Source organism: Laceyella putida (genome assembly GCF_042665195.1).
Classification (GTDB): Bacteria; Bacillota; Bacilli; order Thermoactinomycetales; family Thermoactinomycetaceae; genus Laceyella; species Laceyella putida.
The window spans coordinates 1-21641 of record NZ_JBHTBW010000081.1; the positions used below are offsets into that span (position 1 = coordinate 1).

Genomic DNA, 21641 nt, shown 5'->3' on the forward strand with positions numbered 1-21641 from the left:
GTTATGAAAAACGGGCGGTTTATTTTTGTGCTGCCATTACCTTGATTTCCTTGATCATGTGGCTCAATTAATCATTCACCAGACACGCCCTAGTGCAACCGCCTCTTGCTTCTCATAAAACTCTTCCATTCTTTTTTCGTATTCTGCATCATATTCTTTGAGTTTCTCATTATATTTAACCATTAATTCTTTAAGTTTTTGCTTGAACTGCTCTTCAACTTTTTTTCTCCTAGATTTAGCAATTAGTTTGAGCAGTAAAAAGATAATATAAGCAACTAAAATAGAACCTATCCCAATAACTACACCATAAAATATAGCTTTAAAAGGGGAAATGATCAGTTCCAAAATGCTAGACCAGCCAAAGTCATTGAATATATGAACTAGATTTACTACAAAATTAACAACAGCACTCACAACCCCAACTGCCATTCCAACATACGTAAATTCCTCAAATCCCCATGAAGGTTCCCATGGAACTTCCATAATAGGAGCTGGCTTATTTGGTGGCAAATAAGCCGGTTCAGGGATTTCTGGCAAAACTGGCGGATGGAAAATTTCCCCTTGGGTTATCATCCACTCATCTTGTTCGTTTTCCATCTCGATTATATCTAATTCTTCCGATTTGCGCTTTGTATCACTTAGCCTCCAATATTCTACACAATAGAGATACTCTTCAATTTCTTTCGCGTGAATATATCGATTCAATGGCTTTCACCTATTTCAATTAATAATTTTCTTAATTATTCTGCGTCTATCCTATATCATGATCCTAAAAACAGACCAATCACTTCTGAAAGAGAGGCCATATTTTGCAGAATAGGAGAAGGTTGACTAATTTTCTCCCTCAATATAGTTAATTTTTGCCGTAACAAGGTTAAAATTGTCGTGTTCGGTTCGCCTTTTTGGACAGATGGTTGGCTTGCACTAACAAGATCAACCACTTCTTTTTTCTCTTGCTCCAACAGATCGGTACTTTGTTCTAACAACTGTAATAACTCATTGCTTAACCTTACAAAAGCCTGCTCTTTCGTTTCCTCACCTTCTGCTGCATTGTTATTGGAATTGACGTTATTTGAATTAATATCTCCACTGTTCCCGCTAAAGTCTCCAATTACTGAATTATTTCCCACATCTCCACCGACATGGATATGAAAACCCGATGAATTATTTGTTTTTTCATTCTTTTCATCCGAATGAGCCATCAGTATTACCTCCTAAAATATTTAATTTTCATAATACAATTATATTATAATCACAACAAAAGGTAAATAGTGCTAAATGACAAAAAATTATTTATCATCATTCCCAACAAAACAATCCAATGTATCTTATGAAGCTGTTCTTGTAGCTATTACACGGAATTTAGTCATGGAGGAAAATTTACAGGTCTAGGTGGAAGTATATCGATTTTATAACAAAACAAATATAGTTTGATAAACCCCAAGCCGCATCAAGCTTGGGGTTTCGTTCGCACTTATGCACTTTTAAAACCATTCTCCAATCAGAGTCGGATATACCCCGCCTTAATGATTTGCGCCATCTTTTTTCTGCGCTCTTCCAGAAAAACTGGATAGTCCAGGCTTGTCCAGTTGTCAGGAAGCGCGTGATATTCCATCATCTCCGCCAGCTCAGCGGGAGTGAACCGCTCCGCATACCTGGGGAAATAACTTTCAGGAGATTCATCCGATATTCTGGCGTTATCGCCCCATTCGACCAAAGCCAGGTTGGCCACTTGATTGATCAGTTTGTCTTCGTTAATCCCGATGGATTTCAAATATTTCTTGGGGAACAAATGATGTTTTTCTATGGCGTTCCGATTGGCTCTCAGCACCGGATCAAGCAACTCGGACACTTTCATATTGGAAAACAACACGTTGGCATCAAGAATGTTCAAGGCGGCATAGTAAGCGTGGAGCGCCGGGTTCCTGGAAGTGGAAGATTCAAGCTTGTTGACCAAGGTAATGGTCCAAAAATCGTTGGTGAGGGAATCCGCGATGATTTTTTCCAGCGTTCCCACGAACTCGTCTTGATCGGCCACCCCGCGCAAACGGGCCAGATCCGCTTCCATCACCGTTTCGGGAGAACCCGTGTACCGGCCCGTCAACACCAACATAAAATACCACTTGGCGATCATCTTTCTTAAACGATAGGCGTCAACGTGAAAATCCTCTTTGCCGATCAAGTAGATGACATAAGAATAGATAATGCTCATATCCGAACTGACCATCGCTTTGCTTCTGAAACCTGCCTTGATCAACACCTTTAAGAAATCATGCCAATTTTGCAAATTAAGCACTTTCTGTTGGGCTTGTTTTAACACGTCAAATTGCTGATCTCTCCGCAAAGAAGAAACCTCACCCGTTTCCAGATCCTTTCCGCGCAAGATGGTGTATACGTTTTTCAACCGGGCCCGTTTAAATCCAAGACCCACAGCGACTCTCAGCATTTGGGCCGGATCGGGGTGAATGAAATGATTGAACGGACTCGCCTGTTCCCCTCTTGCCTCGCGCGACTCCCTGGAAAACGCCTCCAACTCCTTCCTTCCCTGATCCCAGAAAACGGATAACAACGTCAAGATGAAGTCGGCCTGATTCAATTTCTTTCCTTGACTGTTAATGCGCACGAAAATATCCGAGACCTGCTCTTCATCGACGGTGGACGATATTTCCATCGCGGTGAATTGATATTCCTGCAATTTATACAAGCGATCGATATTATCACTGATCACGTTCTCTTCTTCATCGGTGATCTCCCGATGATTTCTCAGTTTCTCAATAAACTTATTGATAAACCGGAAGCTGGAAGTTCCTTGTTTCCAAAGCTCCGAAATATCATAAATGTACTCGGGATCCCGCTCAATGGCCGCATCCGCGACGTCAAATTGGCTGTCGATGGGCCGAAACGAGATTTTGATCGATGTCTCCTTAAAATCCTTGTTTAGCACCCGTTTCCCTTTCAGCACGGCGAACAGGGAGGTTAACCGTTGCTGTCCATCGACAATCAACAATCTCGGCACCTTCGCCTGTTTTTGTTCCACGCCGATTTGCTTGATATCCGTCAAATGCTCATTCGCCCAAAACAAAAAGTACCCAACGGGAAACCCGCGGTACATGGAATCGAACAAATCCCTCACTTTTGCCGCTGGCCAGACAAACGGCCGCTGCAAATCAGGCAGCGCAATATCCCCATGCTCAATATCATGCAGGAGCTTGGACAGGCTGTAATCCACTCTTTTGTATAGCATTGTGCTCACCGTTGATCTTTCTCCTTTCAACAATACTTAATTTTAACACATTTGCAATCGTTTATCTTAGTATAAAAAACCCCTGCTATTCGCAGAGGTTGGGTGCGGGGTTGAGAATAGGGAAATTGAGTACCAACTTATATATCCATCCACTACAATTGAACATTTTTAGATCAAAGCCAACAAAAATAAGGAGCCATCCCCCATAAATTTCCCCTCTATGATTTCCTTACTACTTCTTAGTCTCATTACTTGGTTGGTTTATAGTTTAATGCTTCTTCTACAATTTCATCTGGAATTAAGTTTCTTTCATCCTATACTGAACCCCTGTGACCCCAGACAAAAGCTAAGTTATAATTAGGGGGCGAAAGGGGCGTTTTTTATAGGGAGAAGAAAATGGACGGCCGAACAGAAAATGGAGATCGTATTGGCTGGCATGGTACCAGGAGCTAACATCTCTGCTGTATGCAGAGAATACGGAATATTACAACCTCAATATTACAAATGGAAAGAGGCCTTTCTTCAAGGAGGGCTTTCAGCCCTGGCAACAAATCCATCTAAACGGGAGATAGAATTAGAGAAAGAATTGAAAGAAGCCAAGGCATTGCTTGGTGAACAAGCAATGCAGATTGAGATCCTTAGAAAAAAGACCAATTGGGGCCGAAGGTAAGTTTAAGAGAGTTGGCACGAACCTTGATGGATGAAGGGTATTCGGTCCCACAAATTACATATGCCCTTCAAATCAATCGTACCTATGGATATTCCTTACTTAAGCAAGAACAACCTAAGAAGCGAGAAAAGACAGACGAAGCATCGCTTCGTCAAAAGATTTTAGAGTTGTGTGGCGAGTTTCCTACGAACGGATATCTCCGTATTCGAGTATGGCTAAAAAAGCGATTTCAACTCCAGGTTAATGGCAAACGTGTTTACCGAATGATGAAGGAGTTGAATGTACTAGTTAAGACGAAGCGTTTTGAAGCCAAACGAAAAAAGCAACCAGGAAAGATTCCCGTTGTTCGTTCCAATGAGCATTTTCAAGTAGATATGACAAAATTCTGGTGTGGCAGAGATGGCTGGGGGTATTTGTTTGCGGTGATCGATGCATTTGACAGAGAAATCGTAGGCTATTCTTTCTCTCGGTTCTGCAGAACCAAGAAGCTTCTTATGGCTGTAAACCAATTTGAATTACCGTTTTCCTGAAGGAGTAAAAGGCAAAGGGATAAGCATACGGAGTGATCATTGAGCGTTGGTTTCGTACGCTAAAAGAGGAAACGGTTTGGCTCCAAGAATATGGATCGTTCCTGGAAGCTAAACAGGACATTGATCATTTCATAGCCTTTTACAATGATGAAAGACCTCACTCTGCGCTTGGATATCTGTCGCAACGAGAATTTCGTCAATCTGTAACTTCAAACGTTGCATAGTTGTCTGGACATATGGGGTTCATTAAGGGACTTAACTCATAGCAAAGAAAACCCCTGTAATTTGCAGGGGTTTGAGGATGGGAGAAAATAGTGGTCGTCTATAACGAGTAAAGGTGTATTGGAGTCACTGCTGAATATTTCAGACGTTGGCGGTTTCCTTAGAAATTTTTTAGAATGTTAACTTCAAAAATAACATAATTTTTGACTTATACCGCCCATCATTAATTACCTGACTCCTAAAATAAGCTCTCTAACCAATACAGATGGTGGACCAAACGATGTAACATACAATTTCTCCCGGGCTCTTGTACTCGCCACATATAGTAATGATCTCTCTTGTTTTTTAAGCTCTTCCAATTCCTCTTCATCATCCATCTGATTTACAACATACTCAGGTGGTATTACATTTTCGTTTACTTCTACGATAAACACTGCACGAAACTCTAGCCCCTTACTGCGATGCATCGTTCCGCAATGAATTGCGTCAATGTTTAACATAGTATCGGTTGACAACTTGTGCGCTTTCAATTCTGCTTTTTTAAACGCTTCAACATACTGATCAGCAATATAGTTGTTTCTTGCCAGAACTGCTATGTCACCTAACTGAATCCCTTCATTTAGTAGATCTATTACCTTATCTACGACAAATTTTCTTTCTTCACTTAGTGTGTTAAAGTTGACAATCTCTGGAGCCGACCCTGCTAACAGAGAGATGTCTTTCCCATCATCATGTCCACCATCTAAGTCATCAAAGGTTAAAGTATGGAGCATTTCCATCGCTTTGCGGCGGATTTGCTCGGTTGTACGGTAATTAATACGTAATCTCTTGGAACGCTGACCGCGAATGTTAATTCCGCATCGACTCAATACAACATGGCGAGAATAGATTCGTTGGTGAGCATCTCCAACAATAAATAGGTCATTGTCCCCTTCAGGCACAAGGATACGGAGCAACTTGAAAGCTTCTGGATGAAAATCCTGAGCCTCGTCCACTATAGCCGCTCTGTAAACCAGTGCCCCTCTATTTTCTTCGAGCCACTTGCGAGCCATTCTTTGAACATCAATATGCTCAATGATATTTTTCTCTTTCATTTTTTCACGTACCCATTGAATTGTACCCCAAATCTTTTTCTTTTCAGCGCGAGAAAGCCGTTTTTTCCGTCCAACACGTTTTGTATCTAAGTATTCTTCCCAAGTATCTACTCCATTTTGCTGAATAACACGGTAATATTCATTTTTCAAAAAGGTTAGATCTCCCACATTCCAGCCATGTTCAAACATGGCGTTTTCCCAAATTGCTTTAACGTCTTCATGGTCGCTACCAACTGGGTGTGCTATCAATCCGCAATACTTCTTAGCGATCTGAAAAGCTAGACGATCGATGGAGATGACATCAATTCGCTGCATCTCTACTTCTGTACACATAGTAGATAAAATTTCGCGAATCGTATCTGCTAGATTTACAGTGAATGTTGTCACCAACACCCTCTCACCTGATTTTAATTTCTCACGAACCAAGTGACGTGCACGGTGCATCGCTACTACTGTTTTACCAGTCCCAGCACCTCCCAATACGCGAACGGGACCTTTATAATCTTTTTCCACTAATTCCTTCTGAGTAGGGTGTAGGAAGGTCCGCCATCGTTCTAGTGGCTGTTCTAGCATTTCGTTTAATTGCACATCGGAAGTGACCACCACAATATGGCGACTCGCTTTCGGATGAGCTACTGCTTCAGCAAATGATGCAGGCTTTGTATCAAGCATTTCGTCTTCGCGTTCTGCTTTTAATTGAAAAACAAATTCTAAAACTTCATCGTACGGGTCTCCAGTTAATAAAAATTGCAAAGCCTCAGCCGTTTCGATAGGTAATTCCCTTATATATTCATCCAACTCATCTTCAGATTGAATGTTGCGAATATGGGAAAGTAATTCTTCAGGAACCCCTAGCTTTAATAATTGCTTATTACTATACTCAGCAAACAGCCCTACAGCTTCTTCCACTGATGCAGTAGGTGTATTTTCTTCAGCGCTTGTCCACATTTGGAGCACACCTGTGAAAGGGTTAACCTCAAACCTCTTTCTTTTGGCCCAACGGTATGCTTCATCATGATGATCCACCCAGACAAGGAGGATCACACCCTCCTTGTCTGGACGAACGGCAATTGCTCGATATCCTTGGCTAATCCGAATCGAATGTACTTTTGGATCTACCGCTTCGATATATCGTTCAAAGTTGAGACCATTATTATCTGGATTACTACGAAGTAAATCAATCATCTGGCGAGTTCTTTTTTGCTCAACCTTCGGTAATTTTGAGAAAGCCTCAAGAAATGTGTCTTGGATCGCAATTGTCTGCATCTTACACTTCCCCTTTCACTAGTTGATCCCACATCTCTGACCAGTTTACATCAGAGATCGATTCAGGAGATTCGACTTCTAGGGAGTACTTCTGTAAATCCCACACAGTCCACCCTAGCTTTTTAATCTGCTCTACATCCTCATACTGCACTTTTCTCAGGATACAAATCTTCTCATTTGGCCATGCCAACTCAGCTTCATCTACAATCTCATCGTTCTCAAGGAACTCATATCCTACCTCTGGCAATGGAACACCTGATCTGGCAAGAGCAACAGCTATTTGTCGATAAGAAGGGTGGATCAGATCAAGCCAACTTGGATCAATAACAACTTGTTGTTCTTCACTCTCAGTGTTTTGGACTTGATCCCACATTTCAATGGGATACATGGCATCTAGTACATCCCACTTATCTTTATGCTTCTGGAGACTTTCCGCCGTAACAAAGCGAAGTCCAGGTAACCATTGTAAATAATTAAACCAATGGAAGAAAATTCTCCAATCACGCAAGAATGTATCTTTTAATTCACCTTCTGAATCAAATCGTTGCTGATCTTCTAAACGGAGAATTCCGTTAAACTGATACCCAGACTTTTTATTTCCTCGTGCAGCGATAAGTAAAGAAAGATTCTTTCCTGTACCAAAATGATGCTCTGCAAAAACAACCTTCTTTGCCTTGCCATCCATGATTCTCATTAAATTAGGATTTGCCTTTTCTATCTCACCAGTATAGGATGCCTTCGTCTCTGCTACTAAGACATAGTTTAGGGATTGACCAACATAATGAACAGAAGCAACATGCTTTTCTCTATCTAGCACTCCCGCTGTTACAAGACTAACAGCTTCAGCAAATTTAATTCTATTACTTAAGGAAGGTTGTTTGAGATAGTCAACAAGCAACTGCAATCCTGAATGATACCAACTAGTGGTCGGATCTGTATATTGAAGATGACTGGCTACCTGTTTCAAATGTTGTTCAAAATCAAGTTCTGGATCACGGTCGTATATGGCGGTTTGCCCCTCATTTTCACTATCCTTGACAACAACATCACGCCAAGTAAGAGTAAAAACAGTATATTTTCCACCTCGACGCAATCCTTCACGAATTAGTACATCTTGAGCCAGTCGGTTATATTCTCCATCACCGACATGATACTTAGCACCATCCAAGTAAACTACGATCGGTCGTAATTCCTCATTCCTAAATGCTCCAAGAGGATAGAGCACCCAATCAGCACGTGTAGCAAATGGAACTCCATCTTGCCCGGTTAAGTTTTTCTGCCTGATGAGCCTCCAACCTACTTCACCCGAAAAAGTTCTCCAGCGAATTTCGATCCCCGTTTGATTTCCTTCCACATAGTTTCTCTTCTCAAACTCTGGAAGTCTTTCTTCCTCTAAATAAAGAACTAGTTTATCTTCTGCTAACTCTTCAAAATCGCTATCCAGAAGTTGGCGCCGATAATTGCTGTTTTGTACATCTAAGAAACTAGTCTCTTCCCAGAGATTAGGATCTTGAATTAAGTATTTTAACATATCAACTGCAAGACGACGTGAGATATACTGCTGATCATATTGGGATTCGTAACGGAACAAACAATGATAACAACCATCTCGCCCTTCATGCTGGCAGGAACAGTTTTGAATCCGATCCCAAGCTCTCTTCAGCAGATCATACAACTCCCCTTGTTCAGCCAATTGCTGGAGATAACCTGTTCCACCTGGGATTTTATCATAGAGTACAAGGTAGTTGGCGTTGATCGTTTCTTTTCCATCTTGTATTGGTTCATGGTATCTAGCAATTCCAATCTGTTGTTCAGAACCACCTATTTTCTCTCTTAACCCTAATCGGAAAATAGCTACCCATGTTGCATATCTTTCATCTTTCTTAGTAAGATGGATTGGCAGTGCAATCCGAATCATTTCAGATTCTAATTCCCGATATAGATAAAGTGAGATTTTATGTTCATCCGCCCGAGACAGACGTTCATTCGTTCCTTGCTCAACTGCTTGTTTGTTCACGTCTTGTTGTTTATGTCGTTCGCAACCAAATCCACGAACATGGCGAATGCTTAATCTTCCATTCTTATCTTTTACTTCAGAAGCACCACATTTTTCGCACACCACAAATCCTTTCTGTGGCACCCTTTGTTGAGCTACGATTCGACCACTCTGTTCCAAATTCTTCGGTCCAAAGTTAATCTCCCTCATCGTGCTGCGTTCAAAAAACTCATATCCAAACGGTTGTCCCTGGACACGATAGCTTGCTTGTGGCATGGTATGAAAATCAAAGAATTGCATGACCTCCATCGGTTGTCTGGTTCGTTCTTCACTTTCATCATCAATCTGTGTTTCATCTTTAAGTCTTGCACGAGAGATGACATGACCTTGCGGAACCATATAGGCGATCTGCCCTTTATCACGCCACTCTTGGCAACCACAACGTGGACAAGTATGACTTATCTGATCATTATTTTTTACCATATACTGACAATAAGGGCACAATCGCCACTCTTCCAATTCACGGCTTACAAGCGGAAGTTGGTTAATTACCGTTGTTCGTCCACGGGCATAAAAATGATTTCCAGGTGCCAGATCACGCAAAGCCACTTCTGGATGACGAACAAATTGCTCTAAGGTAGCTTTCATCCCGCTTGCTGGGGGAATAAACCGCTTTAAGGTAACTTCCCGATCTGGGAAGGCATAGTTCGGTAGTAATCCTTCTAATGTCCACCACTCTAGTGTTTCTTCTTCCATCAGTTCACGATATCGAGCTCGAGCTTGCTGTAGCTCTCGCTTCAATTCTTTTTTCTCATCATCCTCATCCGTTGTGCCCTGTTGCTCCAATTTTTTATATCTATTATTCAAACGAAGCAGATGATTAGAGGCTTCTTTTACTTCATCCCGTCTAGTCGCAATAACATGTTGAACAGCATCTTTCCATTCTTCACCTATAAAATAGTTATAGATAATCTGTACATTTCTCTCCTTCAGTTGTTCAACAAACATGATTGTAAACTCTTCCCATAACATCTCACGACGACTGTCTACATAGGAAAACCAGTGATAAGGGAACGCCTTCAACTTCTCTTCAGTCAATACTCTTGAGACATGAAGTGGGATTTCAGCCTCTGATTTATCACGAATCCAAGCATCTAATAAGAAGGCACACAGATGCCTTTTTAAAACCTCTGGGGCATCCAGCAGACAAACGGGGGTCTCTACCCTTCCATTTAATAACTCTGATGGATCTTCCCAAAAATAGTGGTCGTGTGGAGAATCACGGAACACCTGTGCAACAATGGCGGTACCAGTAGAACGCCCTGCACGTCCCACCCTTTGTACCCGACTCGCAATCGATGGTGGAACGTTGGTTAACAAAACAGTAGACAAATCTCCAATATCAATCCCCATCTCCATCGTTGGGGTACAAACTAATACATTAACAGGAGATGGCTTGCCTTCCGAGAAACGCTTCTCTACTTCCTTCCGCTTCGCAGTCGATACCAAGCTAGAATGTTCCTTAGAGATTACCGGTTCCAGATTCCACTCTTCATAAACCCGCTCATAAAATTGCCCTGTGCGCTTTGGAGCGGACAGATAATGTCCATGACATCGGTAAGAGATACAAGGAACCTTTTGTTCAAACTCTTCTTTATCTTGAACGGCTAGGGTTAATTCATAATGACAACTTTTACATTGGACACGTGTTGTATCCTTAGTTAAGAGTAATGCTTCTTGGGATAAACCAAATGTCTCACTACTCTGATGATGACGAATATCCAAGAGACCAGCTTGTTGCATATTATGAAAAATCCTTGAAGCAACATTACCCTCATCAATAGATTCAATTAATTGAAAATCTTGTTCTGGCAAGAAGACTTTTTGAACGTACTGAGTTAACCAGCTCTCCTTACCACCATACACAGGATCAAAGCCATCTTTTTGTAACTTTCCAGAAGTCGTGTAAAAACGTGGTTGTCGCTTTGAACCTTCATACAAGCGATTTTGTTCTTCTGATAAAAGATATCGATTACCACCCGATTCACGATAGGCATCAAGCAATGGATGAGAGATACCACCACGAATCGCCATTCGATGAGCCACACCTTGGATAAACGCACGTACACGTTCGGACAACTTGCCATCCCAGTTCAATTGTGGCTCTCTCGCTTGAACGGATTCAGTAGCTCCTTTCACAGCCTCTTCCAGCTTTTGTGGATCTAATTGGAGAGCAACTGATCCAGTTAAGTAAAGAGAACGACCTAATCGAGCATGCAGTCCTAACTCCTTTAACAACTTCCAGGTGATATAAAACTCCACTTCTTCCCAGATTTTGTCTGTCCATTCACTACGATTGCGTGGGAAACGTCCTGCTAATTGTTCTTCCTCTTCATCTCGCTCCACAAATGCTCGTAAATACTGCTCATCACCTGCTGTTCCATATGTCTTAGCGAAATACGTACGCCAATAAGTTTGGAAGTCCGTTAATAGTTCGGCAAGGGGCTTCCGCTCATAACCATTTAATAACATCTGATTGAGTGCTGTACGCAAAATGGTAGATTTAGTACGGTAACGAATAAAGCCAGCAAGATGAGCGGCATCTTGTACTGAATCAGTAAAAGATAAGATTTTACGGTCCTTGGTATGAGCTGAGCTAACTGTTTGAGCAATGATCACTGAACTCAAACTCGCCCTTCTCATCGAAACAAGCAACATCGAATTACGTTCACTACAATAAGGACAACGATGTGTATCGTCGCGAGCAAAAGGCTTTACCACATAAATAGGGAGCCGTTCTTTCCCAGGTTTATCTGCTAGTATCGCTTCTTTTTTGGTTATATACCACTGGCTGTGTCCTGGTTCTGGTTCCCCTTCTGACTGCGGAAAAAGGAAGCGGATACTTTTCTTCTCCTCATCTGAAGTACTGGCATGAAAGGTACGACCATAAACTCGGTTTACCGCATATGGATCTGTTTCTAGCCGTGGATCAGCATCATGTTGAATAGCGACCCAACCGCCCACTCCACAGGAGTTACATACAATCATCGGTAAAGTAGCATGATCAAAACGTGCGATATATCCTTTATCCTTTTTAGAAAGGCTAAAATCAACTGTGGCACGGTCTATCCAGCGGAAGCGTGGTTGTTCGTCCAGTTCACGCACAAGCCCACGCATTTCTTTCATCCATAATTGCGTATGAATCGGTAATAATGGTCGGTATCCGCTTTCCTCTTTTGCAAAAGAAATTACAGCCAGTAACGAACATAACAGAGGTTCCACTGCCTCAGGAGGAACAGATCCTTGCCATTCTTTCTGAAAACGCTGTACTAATTGCTCCCACGTGATCGGTTCTGCATGAGTATGTTGACAAAAGACCTGAAACCAAGCATGAGCCCGTAACCGCCGTCCTGTTTCACTTGAATCTAACTGTTCTCCAAACCATAACTCTAGTTGTCTTGATACATAAGAATCGGTGTCTTCCAACGGTTTGGGTAACAACTCCGTCAGTGTAGCCGGTTCAGGAACAGCGTCTGTTTCTATAGGCAATAGAAACTCACTCAATGTGGGTCGATCTTCCGTCACAACAGAGGAGGTATCGAGACTTCTTCCAAACACAGTTGCCGCTAAGTCTATTAGCTTAGCTTTCGTTTGTTCACTTCCATCACCCAAGGTAGCCGATGTTCCTACTGGACAAAGTTGAGCAGGCTTCATATGCAATCTCGCTAGTAATCGACGAATTAAGCAAGCGATATCTGCTAACTGAACACCATCATAAGCATGCATCTCATCTAGAACCAGATAAGTTAAGGTATCTGGCTGATTCATACCCCAGAGGGAGGCGTCTGACTTACGGTGAAGCAATAAATCCAACATCTTATAGTTCGTTAGTAAAATGTCTGGAGGATGCTTTCGCAATATTTTTCGATCTTCGATCAGTTGCTTCTCCGTCATGACTCGGCTAATGCTCTGAGGTTCTCCCTCTTCTTTACGACCTTGCCCTACATAAATTCCAGCAGTTATGGAATGCTTTGCTTCTGGATGTTTATGGATCAAGTCAGCTAAACGTTTGGCTTGATCATGTGCCAACGCATTCATTGGATAAAGAATAATCGCTTTAATGCCTTCTTTACCTTGTTTCCGCATCCGAACACAGTGGTCAATAATCGGGTATAGGAACGATTCAGTTTTCCCTGAACCTGTGCCTGTTGTCACCAGTGTCGGTTGAGGTCCATCCTCACGAACTGAATTGAGTCGTTCAAAGGCACGCAACTGATGGACAAAGGGGCGAAAAAATGGTTGAACCGCCGTTAACGGGATGGGCTGAGATGCATCAGCCACCCGATATGGCAGTCGAGAGTGAATATAAAATCCTTTAAAGAGACCCTCATCAGGGTCTTTTAGAAAGTTTAACCATGCTTCTCTCAGCTGGTCATTACTAAAGGGGAAAACGGTGTCCACATATTCGAGAACAGCCGTTTTCCAATCCTGTGCTAATTGAGCAGGAATCATGCTGTCGCCTCCTGTAACATCCGTGAAAAGGCACGATATGCTTCGCTCAAATCTTTCTCTCGATCACAACGGTCAAATGGTTCTTCGGTTCCTGGATTAAAGAGTGGATAGTCCATAGCAAGAAGCTCAAGGTGTTTATCGTATGCCTGACCTCTTGGTTTGGCTGCTAGTCCTTGTTGGATTTGGTATTCCAATTGATAGGCTTTAACAACATCTTTCGGAACCAGTCGACCCATCGCATCATAGAATCGTTCATTTTTCTCGTAGTTTTGGAGCACTGGGAAGTGTACTCGGTAGATGGTGAGTAGCTCTTCTTCTGTTAAGCCATATGCTAACGCTACTAATGCATCTAACTCTACTAATGCTTGTCTACGTTCATAGTCTGTACGTAATGCGACCTCACGGTTCCAAGTTGGTGTCAAGTGGGACCATGATTTTAGGCGTGGGTCTTGTTTAACAAAGCCATCTTGGTTAAAGGATGAGTCATAGAGTTGTTCCCATAGGTCTTTGTAGTAGATGGTTAGACAGTTTAGACGTAAGGCACGTGCAATAATAAACTTATTTAACTCTAAGATGTTTGGGAGGGGTATTTTTTCAATTTCCTTATGAATATTTGCTCTTCCGGTAATTCGTATAAAAAAATCAGATACGATAGAAAAAGTAATGCCAGAATATAAGACAAGTTGCTTTAAATCATCTATCACTACACTAACCAATCCATCAACATGTGCTACGTTAGGTGCAATTATAGCAGGAATAAAAGTTCTCTCACCAGTTAAAGATGCCATTTTTCTATAAACTAACCTATAAAAATCTAAAAGTGACTTATCATTAAATTTGGGAGTACGTTTTCGGTATTCGTCTAAGTTTACTTGTGGTAAGTAATTGGATCTAGGTAAATAGTCATTTGGCAATTCAGCTAGGTTTAGAGAACTGTAATCTAAATTATGTGAGCATTTCTCGTTAGGAGTTTGATAAAGTGGATTCCCTACATAAATGTGAGGACCATTTAAAATTAGATACTCAATACTCTTAGGAAACTGGGTATACCTTTTAATAGTTTTAGTTTTCTTAACAGCTGCTGTTTCGTCCCAACATACTGTTCTACCTAAGTAACAATTCTTCGTACCTATGGATTCTTTTATTCTAGATAAATTCTTTAATATATTTAATACTTCAATGCTATGGACTACAGGTAATTGTTGTTCTAAACTACTCTCTTCTTCTTCCCCATAAAGAAGCTTAAACAAAGATAATTCTTCTTCCGTTATCTTAACTATCCTATGTCTGTGCCCTCTTGTTTCCCAATCATTATCATCTGTTTTTAACCCTGGAACAGTTCCCTTTCCAGAGTGAATAAAACATTCATCAATTGTCTTAGGTAAATACAAATTACCCAAGTGGAGAAAAGAAACGATTGATTTTGGTTTTGATCTATAAACATTGATACTAAATCCATTATGATGGTCAATATCTTTAAATAATTTCATTTCATTAATAAAATGAAAATGAAACAATAAGCGAGGATATATTGCTTTTCTTAATCGTTTACCTTTAGTTTCATCATAAACGCTGTCGGGATGGATAAATCCAATAACTGCATCATTTGATCCCATTCCCCAAGCCCTACAAATAAAAGACTTGTATAAATTTGGTTTTGAATTCTCTAATTCATTATATAAACCTGTAGAAGTAATAAAAGATTGAGTAGATATTCTAGTAATATATAACTCTAAGTAAGGATTTCTAAGATTGTATTTATCAAGTAAATATGTTCGTTTTTCAGCTACTTTGCTAGCACTTTCTTTTCTAAGAAATATTAATGGATCGTATTCAGACAATATATCGGTTTCTTTCCATTCAATTGACACCCAAGGGGGATTACCCAAGATCACATCAAACCCACCGTTTTCCTTAAACACTTCTCCAAATACTAACTCCCAATGATGAAACCGCTCTTGCTCAACCACTTGAAGCACAATTTTCAACCATGGAAATTGATCTACCACACCTGCAATACCTTTTGAAGTCGTGCCAATTACTTTAACCAGCTCTTCTACAGCAGAAATCCATTGCTCAAACGTTGGCAATTGATCTGCCTTGTTAATCGGCCAGAACCAAAGAGCACACCAAATATCTTGTATTAATTTCACCACATGATAAGCCTTGTGGTTTCCTTCAGTCATTTCCTTCAATTTAGCACGGCGCTCTTGAATGTTATATTCATTAGGTCGATCTTCTGTATGAGGGGTAGGCCACACAGTGAGATGATCGTCTACAGATCTCAACAACTCTTGACGATCGATAATCGCTTTTTCCCACAGTTGGTCAATCTTTTGTGAAAGAGTAGCTAATCGCTTGAACATTTTAGCTTCGATTTTCTTGGGCAAATTTCTTTTCCATTCTTTAATCGTTGCTAGTTCCTCTTTGCACATCTCTTTAACCGCTTTATCCTTGTCATAGTTACACATCCCAGGATCTGGTAGTAAGAAATGGTAGACCTTTTCTCCATTTTCTAATCCCATACGTTCTCTCTCTGGTGGTTGCTTCTCCCATCCACCTTTTCGAAGTAACTCTTCTCCATAAACAGCTCTTCTTGCACCGATTAAACTATTCCCTGTAGCAAGGCGCGCTTCATACCAAGGACCCGCTTGACCTGCGTGCAGGGTGTTTAACCAAAGGCTCACGCCTGCTAGTTCGCTTGCTAACTGGTTTTTGTCTACCCCATAAGCGTTTTTAGCTGTAATGTATGCCCGAACACGAGCTAACTCAAAAGTCCTTTGATCTTCAGGAACCTTTTGACCTAATTCCTCTTCTTTTTTAGTCAAATACGCTTCCGCTAGAGCACTGATTCCTGCGTTCAAGAACGCTCCTGATCCCATCGCTGGCTCCAATACTTTCAGTTTAAGGACTTCATCCGCTGACAACTTAGGCAAAATCTCTTTTAAGGTGTATTTTACTGTCGTTTCTGTTAATTCCGATGGTGTATAGTAGCTAGCCGAGTCAGCACGTTCACGTCCACGCAGACGGAAGATAAACGTTCCTCGATCGTAACGCTTTTTCACCTTTTCTCCATCTTCCGTTATGTTGTATACGAATTCGTCTTCAGTCAGCTTGTACTCCGCAATTTTCGCCTCAGGGATAAAGTAAGTTTGTACATTTGGTTTTCCTTGATCTTTAGCACGGCATACTTCATAAAGCACTTCAGGTGCAAAGAAGCCTGAATATGATAGAAGCCCCTCATAGATCTCACCAAGATGGTTGGTAGTGAGTGCAGAATAGCTAATCCGCCGCTTACCGCCTTTTCCTTCTGCAATAGAAAGACGAATGATGATCTTTTGTAAGACAATGTTCCGAATCTTAATGGATGAAAGCAATGGAGTGGAAGATGGATCAAATAGTTCACTGCGTAGTCCACGTAAAGTAAACCCAGCTGCTAATGGCTTCTCATCAAAAATTAATGCCATTTGCTCTTGTAACTGAGGTGGCTCTCCTTCATTAATCAGGCGGAAAAGTTGATCCAGGCTTTGTTGAAAGAAGGTTCCGTTTTGTGCTTCTTCAGTCACCAGATTTTGATTTTCCGCTAGATCACGAATCGCCTCTAAGCTATATGCAGTTCTGTACTCTTCACTATTCATCGCTACCATACGTAGATCACGGTCACGAGCCTCCACGTAAAGCAAAAAGAGCAGACGATATACATAACGTAAGCATTCTGTGGTTAGCTGACGCTCTAAGTCAGGCTTATTCAAGTATTTTTGGTGTGTCTCTTGTTGATGGCGCACAAACTCCTGACCTAGCATCTCTACCGCTTCACGGGCACGTTGTTTCAGATCGTCCGTAATTCCGGTAGCATGTTGACGGGATTGTTTTTCCAGATCATCATGGAGACCATCTCGAACTGAGCCAGTTAAAATCTGACGATGGAATAGTCCAACTAAAACTATAGCCTCTTCACGAGCCAACGGACCATACAACGTATCCAGATCAACTGCTAAGAAACGACGATCTGCCCACTTTTCATAGTCAAATAGGCAAACAAAACGACCACACAGAACGACAACAAAACGGGGACGTTGTTGTTCACGGAATAGTCCCCCTAGACATTGTTCCAATGTAAGGGTTTCTTGACTGTTCGCTTTTGGCAACCAAGGTGTTTCCAATAGTTGATCAGATTTTTTCACATAAGGTCCTGTGAGCACAACTAAGAAACGACGCTCATCTTCGGTGCGATGCGAATAAAAGATGGGAATCTCTACTTCATCATCCAGTAGCCATGTTTCTTCTTGAGGATTATATATGTAGCCAAGCGCTCCAGAAAGACGTTCATGCCACTCTTGTAAATCGGAACTGTTGCCCAAGTGGTCATGAATTTGACCTTTTACTTTGCGAAATGCTGTGCTTAATTCTTTCACCTGTTGGACAGGGTCATCTTCATGATCGAGCAGATTGCGCACAGCAGACTCCACTTCTTTCTTCAAATAAGTGTCTATAAAAAATGGATTATAGAAGTCGTTATAGTTCCCCAAGCTGGTAATCATCTGTTCATCTCCTCGCTTCCTTGAAACCGGGCACAAATCCTTAACACCGGCTCTCCTTTCACCTTGAGCATGCTTTCTAGTCCTGCAACAGTTGATTCATAAGTGGACTGGATTTGATGCTCTTTTTTCACTAGACGGCGTAGCTGCGCAGCTTGATGCGACTCTTCAAATAATGAAAGCTGCTTGTCTTTAATAGGCTTCAAGCTTTCTTGATACCACGCAGTGAGTCTCTCTTTTTCCCGATTAATCCGTTCTTGTAATTCAGTCTGAACTTGTTGCAAACGATCCTGTACATATTGCTCCGCATATGCTACTACGGATGTTAAATTCTGATCTTCCACTTCTGGATGGTAGCTTCCATCATTAATCCACTGGTCCGCTTTTAATAGCTCTGGTACTTCAGATAGTGGAATTGCTTTCATTCCTTTTGCATCAACACGTACCACTAGCCATTCTGCTAAAGCAGGATGTCCGCTTTCAGTTAATACATTTGCCTGTACTAGGTAATACGTGGTACCAATTGGAACTGTAGAAAGCTTCAGCGATGGCGCTTGTTTAGATGGGAATAACGCCAGTGAACGATCAGCAATCCAATCGGCTACTGGGTGATTTTCCCATAACAAATGCTCTTGTGGCCATTCTCCATCCCGCGTCGCATTAGCAATCGCTCTCATCACTCGTTTCGTATCTGTGGTACAGCGGAGCTCCTCACCTTCACGTGGTCGTGCTTCTGGTGGTAGAGATTCCAATCTCTTTTTCAGATCTTTAATGCCTGAAATAAATACTCTCTTTTGCTCATGGTCTACTCGAATTTTGACTGATTGCTTTCTTCTGCCCCGTAAATCCGCCAGGGCTCTCTGTTCGTCTTCACCTAGTTCTTGTTGGAGATGTTCTAGTTGTAGTAACCAATCATGATATAATCTGGTTGGCTCTTTCATTCGAATCGCCTTAGCCTCTACCAGACGTGGAATTGGATCGAAGAAATCTAAATCCCAATCATCTTCATCATCTTCTTCGAAAATCTCATCCACTTTTTTCCCTTCAGCAAGTCTATTCTGAATATGATCTTCTTCCTCGTCAGGGTCGAACAAACGTAAAATACTGCTGGGATCTCCTAAGCTTTGCTCGATACTTTGCGCTTTTTCCACTAACTTTTCAATCACATGTGTTTCCGCCTTGGCTTCGTCAGACTTTAAAACAATATATCGGATCTCAGGTGTTTGGGTTTGTCCAAATCGGTCAATTCGTCCATTTCGCTGTTGCAATCGGATAAAGGACCAAGGAATATCAAAATGAATGAGATGATGACAACGATGATGCAAGTTAACCCCTTCGGACGCAATATCAGAGCATAAAAGAATACGCATAGGTGACTCTTCTTCGTTAAATTCACGCACAACCCGAGCTTGTTCATGATCTGGCATTTTAGCCGTAAACAATTCGATTACTTTCTCATCCTCTTTTTCTGGAATGCCAAACTCTTTCATAAGAGCTTTTTGTAGCGCTTCCAAGGTGGCAATGCGTTCAGAGAAAATAATCACTCTTTCAGAGGAGCGTGTTCCATCCCAACCCCATTCACGTAACATGTTACATAGTGTTTGGAACTTGCTGCTCTTTACTATTGGAATGGCGTCTACTTTGTCTTTCACCAGCTGTAACTTATGTAGATCACGTTGGAGTGTCTCCTTATTGGACGAATTCCCTTGTTTCTCCAACTGGCGCTCTAGTTGATGAATCCGCTGTTTTAATGTTTCACTTAGCGCTACTGAACTAGAGAGGAAAGACTTTAATAGAGTTACTTGGAAGAGTGCATCCCGTTTGGGACTCTTGGACTGAATGGTATGTAATAAAGTAGAGCCTAAATCACAAAGAATGTCCGTCTCCTCTTTCGATGCTTCGCAAGGTACTGGTAAATCATTCACTTTATAAAAGTTTGTCGTCTGTGCCTGCACATCTTTTTTAAATCTACGAACAACCAGGTGTTGAATATCTTCTTTCGTCACTTTTTCTGGATCAGCAACTGCCGTTGGATCAAGCATCCGTAATAAAGTAGCAAAGCTCTCTGGCTTCCCATTGTGGGGGGTAGCTGACAAAAGGATTAAACTATGGCAACGATCCGCCAACAGTGTCGCCAACTTGTTTCGATCGGTATTGGCATTGGCTACGTTGTGACATTCATCAATCATCACAATATCCCAATAACAATTTTCTAAGTAACGACGGTAAAGTTCATCGTTTTTTAAAGTATCAATGGAAATAATCACTTTGTCGTAGTAGTGGAAAGGGTTTTTATTCTGTGGGATGTTGTAACGAATCTTAGCAATCCCTAGAGAGTCTAAACGCATGAGTGGAATGGAAAAACGAGTCCACATTTCTTTCTGAAGCTGCTCTAACATAGAACGAGCAGATACGACTAGAATTCGCCGCCCTCTACCACGGCGAATTAACTCAGACATCAACACGCCTGCCTCAATCGTTTTTCCCAATCCTACACCATCAGCGATCAAAAAACGCGGACGCACTTGTTCTAATGCTAGTTGAGCAGGAACATATTGATAATCGCTATCTTCCATCGCCGCTTGTTTACGTGTCGTAATCTCTGAACCAACAATTGGTGTTCTCATCATTAAAGCATTTAAGTATAAGCGTGAACGGCGATAGTTAGGCGATTCATCTGTAACAAAACGTACATCTTCTGGACGAATTTCAACTACCTCATCAATACAATCCAAGAATGTAGCTTGATAGTCGCGAACAGTTTCAGATAAACCAATCACTCGTACAGCATACGCACCTGTATTAGTGGGTTGAACACCTTGAATCAGCCATTCTTCACCTCTAATATGTAAACGCGATCCTATCGGATATGACATATGTTTCCTCCTATATCAAGAATTCTATATGTATATCAAAGTGACTATCATTTTGATATATCAAAATAACATATACATTATAAACGAATATATAAAAATATTCAATATTCATGTTTATATATCTTGTATACTGTAAACAAATCACCTTGTGTCAATAAAGTTATGTAAAGAGATAATAATTCTTTCTTACTAAAAAATTATAAAATTTTCAACTAGATGATTGTTGCCTCTTGCACTTCAAATTTGTACAGTCTAACTATTGTTTAGGTATCATTTTGTGATCCCCAACAAACACTCACAGAGGCTACTACTTCATCCGTGTATATTCTTCACTTGTTTCTTCTGTTTTCTTATGTTATTTCTACACGATTTCCTTAGTATATAACAGCCCCAGTAACATTCAAGTTTGGGTTTTAAACCGTAACCAGATTAGATCTCCTTCTGGTTACATAAGCAGATGAATAAAAACAGATACCAATAACTTTTTTTCCAGTCTAAAGATCATATCTTGTTCAGTTCTTATATATAAATTATTCGTAAAGAAAAATGAAATTCTGTCCTATTAACCCCTAAGAGACCCCAGAGAAAGCCAATGTTACAATGAATAGATTTTTTAAATTTATAGGAAACTATCTCGATTAGGCCATTTCAGAAGATAAAGTGAACTTGACTCTCTTTTATATATCAAATTCT

General features: G+C 41.1%; 10 protein-coding genes. 3 read left to right on the plus strand and 7 right to left on the minus strand.

Going from position 1 to position 21641, the window contains the following annotated elements; genetic code table 11:
• Positions 1 to 75: 75 nt before the first annotated feature.
• From ACFQNG_RS18935 to ACFQNG_RS18945, 3 genes are all read right to left on the minus strand, one after another.
• On the minus strand, positions 76 to 705 hold the full coding sequence (locus ACFQNG_RS18935) for an ECF transporter S component family protein (protein WP_379867475.1): 630 nt from the start codon (positions 703 to 705) through the stop codon (positions 76 to 78).
• A 56-nt stretch (positions 706 to 761) separates the two neighbouring features.
• On the minus strand, positions 762 to 1202 hold the full coding sequence (locus ACFQNG_RS18940) for a hypothetical protein (protein ID WP_379867476.1): 441 nt from the start codon (positions 1200 to 1202) through the stop codon (positions 762 to 764).
• A 299-nt stretch (positions 1203 to 1501) separates the two neighbouring features.
• Positions 1502 to 3244, minus strand: a complete 1743-nt coding sequence (locus tag ACFQNG_RS18945; protein WP_379867590.1) for a GmrSD restriction endonuclease domain-containing protein — start codon at positions 3242 to 3244, stop codon at positions 1502 to 1504.
• A 382-nt stretch (positions 3245 to 3626) separates the two neighbouring features.
• Here ACFQNG_RS18945 and ACFQNG_RS18950 point away from each other — a divergent pair, with 382 nt between their 5' ends.
• From ACFQNG_RS18950 to ACFQNG_RS18960, 3 genes are read left to right on the plus strand one after another with little or no spacing between them, the layout of a single operon-like run.
• Positions 3627 to 3914, plus strand: coding sequence for a transposase (locus ACFQNG_RS18950; RefSeq protein WP_379867591.1), 288 nt, complete (start codon positions 3627 to 3629; stop codon positions 3912 to 3914).
• Positions 3915 to 3925: 11 nt separating this feature from the next.
• Complete coding sequence (locus ACFQNG_RS18955; protein ID WP_379867477.1) at positions 3926 to 4444, plus strand: IS3 family transposase; 519 nt, start codon at positions 3926 to 3928, stop codon at positions 4442 to 4444.
• A 32-nt stretch (positions 4445 to 4476) separates the two neighbouring features.
• Positions 4477 to 4668, plus strand: coding sequence for an integrase core domain-containing protein (locus ACFQNG_RS18960; protein ID WP_379867478.1), 192 nt, complete (start codon positions 4477 to 4479; stop codon positions 4666 to 4668).
• A gap of 225 nt (positions 4669 to 4893) precedes the next feature.
• Here the strand turns inward: ACFQNG_RS18960 and ACFQNG_RS18965 are convergent, their stop codons facing one another.
• Genes ACFQNG_RS18965 through ACFQNG_RS18980 form a run of 4 tightly spaced genes read right to left on the minus strand, consistent with a single transcriptional unit; the run spans position 4894 to position 20948 of the window.
• Positions 4894 to 7026 (minus strand): UvrD-helicase domain-containing protein, encoded by a 2133-nt coding sequence (locus ACFQNG_RS18965; protein WP_379867479.1) that lies wholly within the window; start codon positions 7024 to 7026, stop codon positions 4894 to 4896.
• A gap of 1 nt (position 7027) precedes the next feature.
• Entirely contained in the window at positions 7028 to 13534 is a 6507-nt protein-coding gene (locus tag ACFQNG_RS18970; protein ID WP_379867480.1) for a DEAD/DEAH box helicase, read from the minus strand.
• Complete coding sequence (locus ACFQNG_RS18975) at positions 13531 to 18075, minus strand: Eco57I restriction-modification methylase domain-containing protein (RefSeq protein WP_379867481.1); 4545 nt, start codon at positions 18073 to 18075, stop codon at positions 13531 to 13533. Before ACFQNG_RS18975 ends, ACFQNG_RS18970 begins: the two co-directional genes overlap by 4 nt.
• A complete protein-coding gene (locus ACFQNG_RS18980) occupies positions 18072 to 20948 on the minus strand; it encodes a DEAD/DEAH box helicase (RefSeq protein ID WP_379867482.1) in 2877 nt (958 codons plus the stop codon). Before ACFQNG_RS18980 ends, ACFQNG_RS18975 begins: the two co-directional genes overlap by 4 nt.
• Positions 20949 to 21641: the final 693 nt, after the last annotated feature.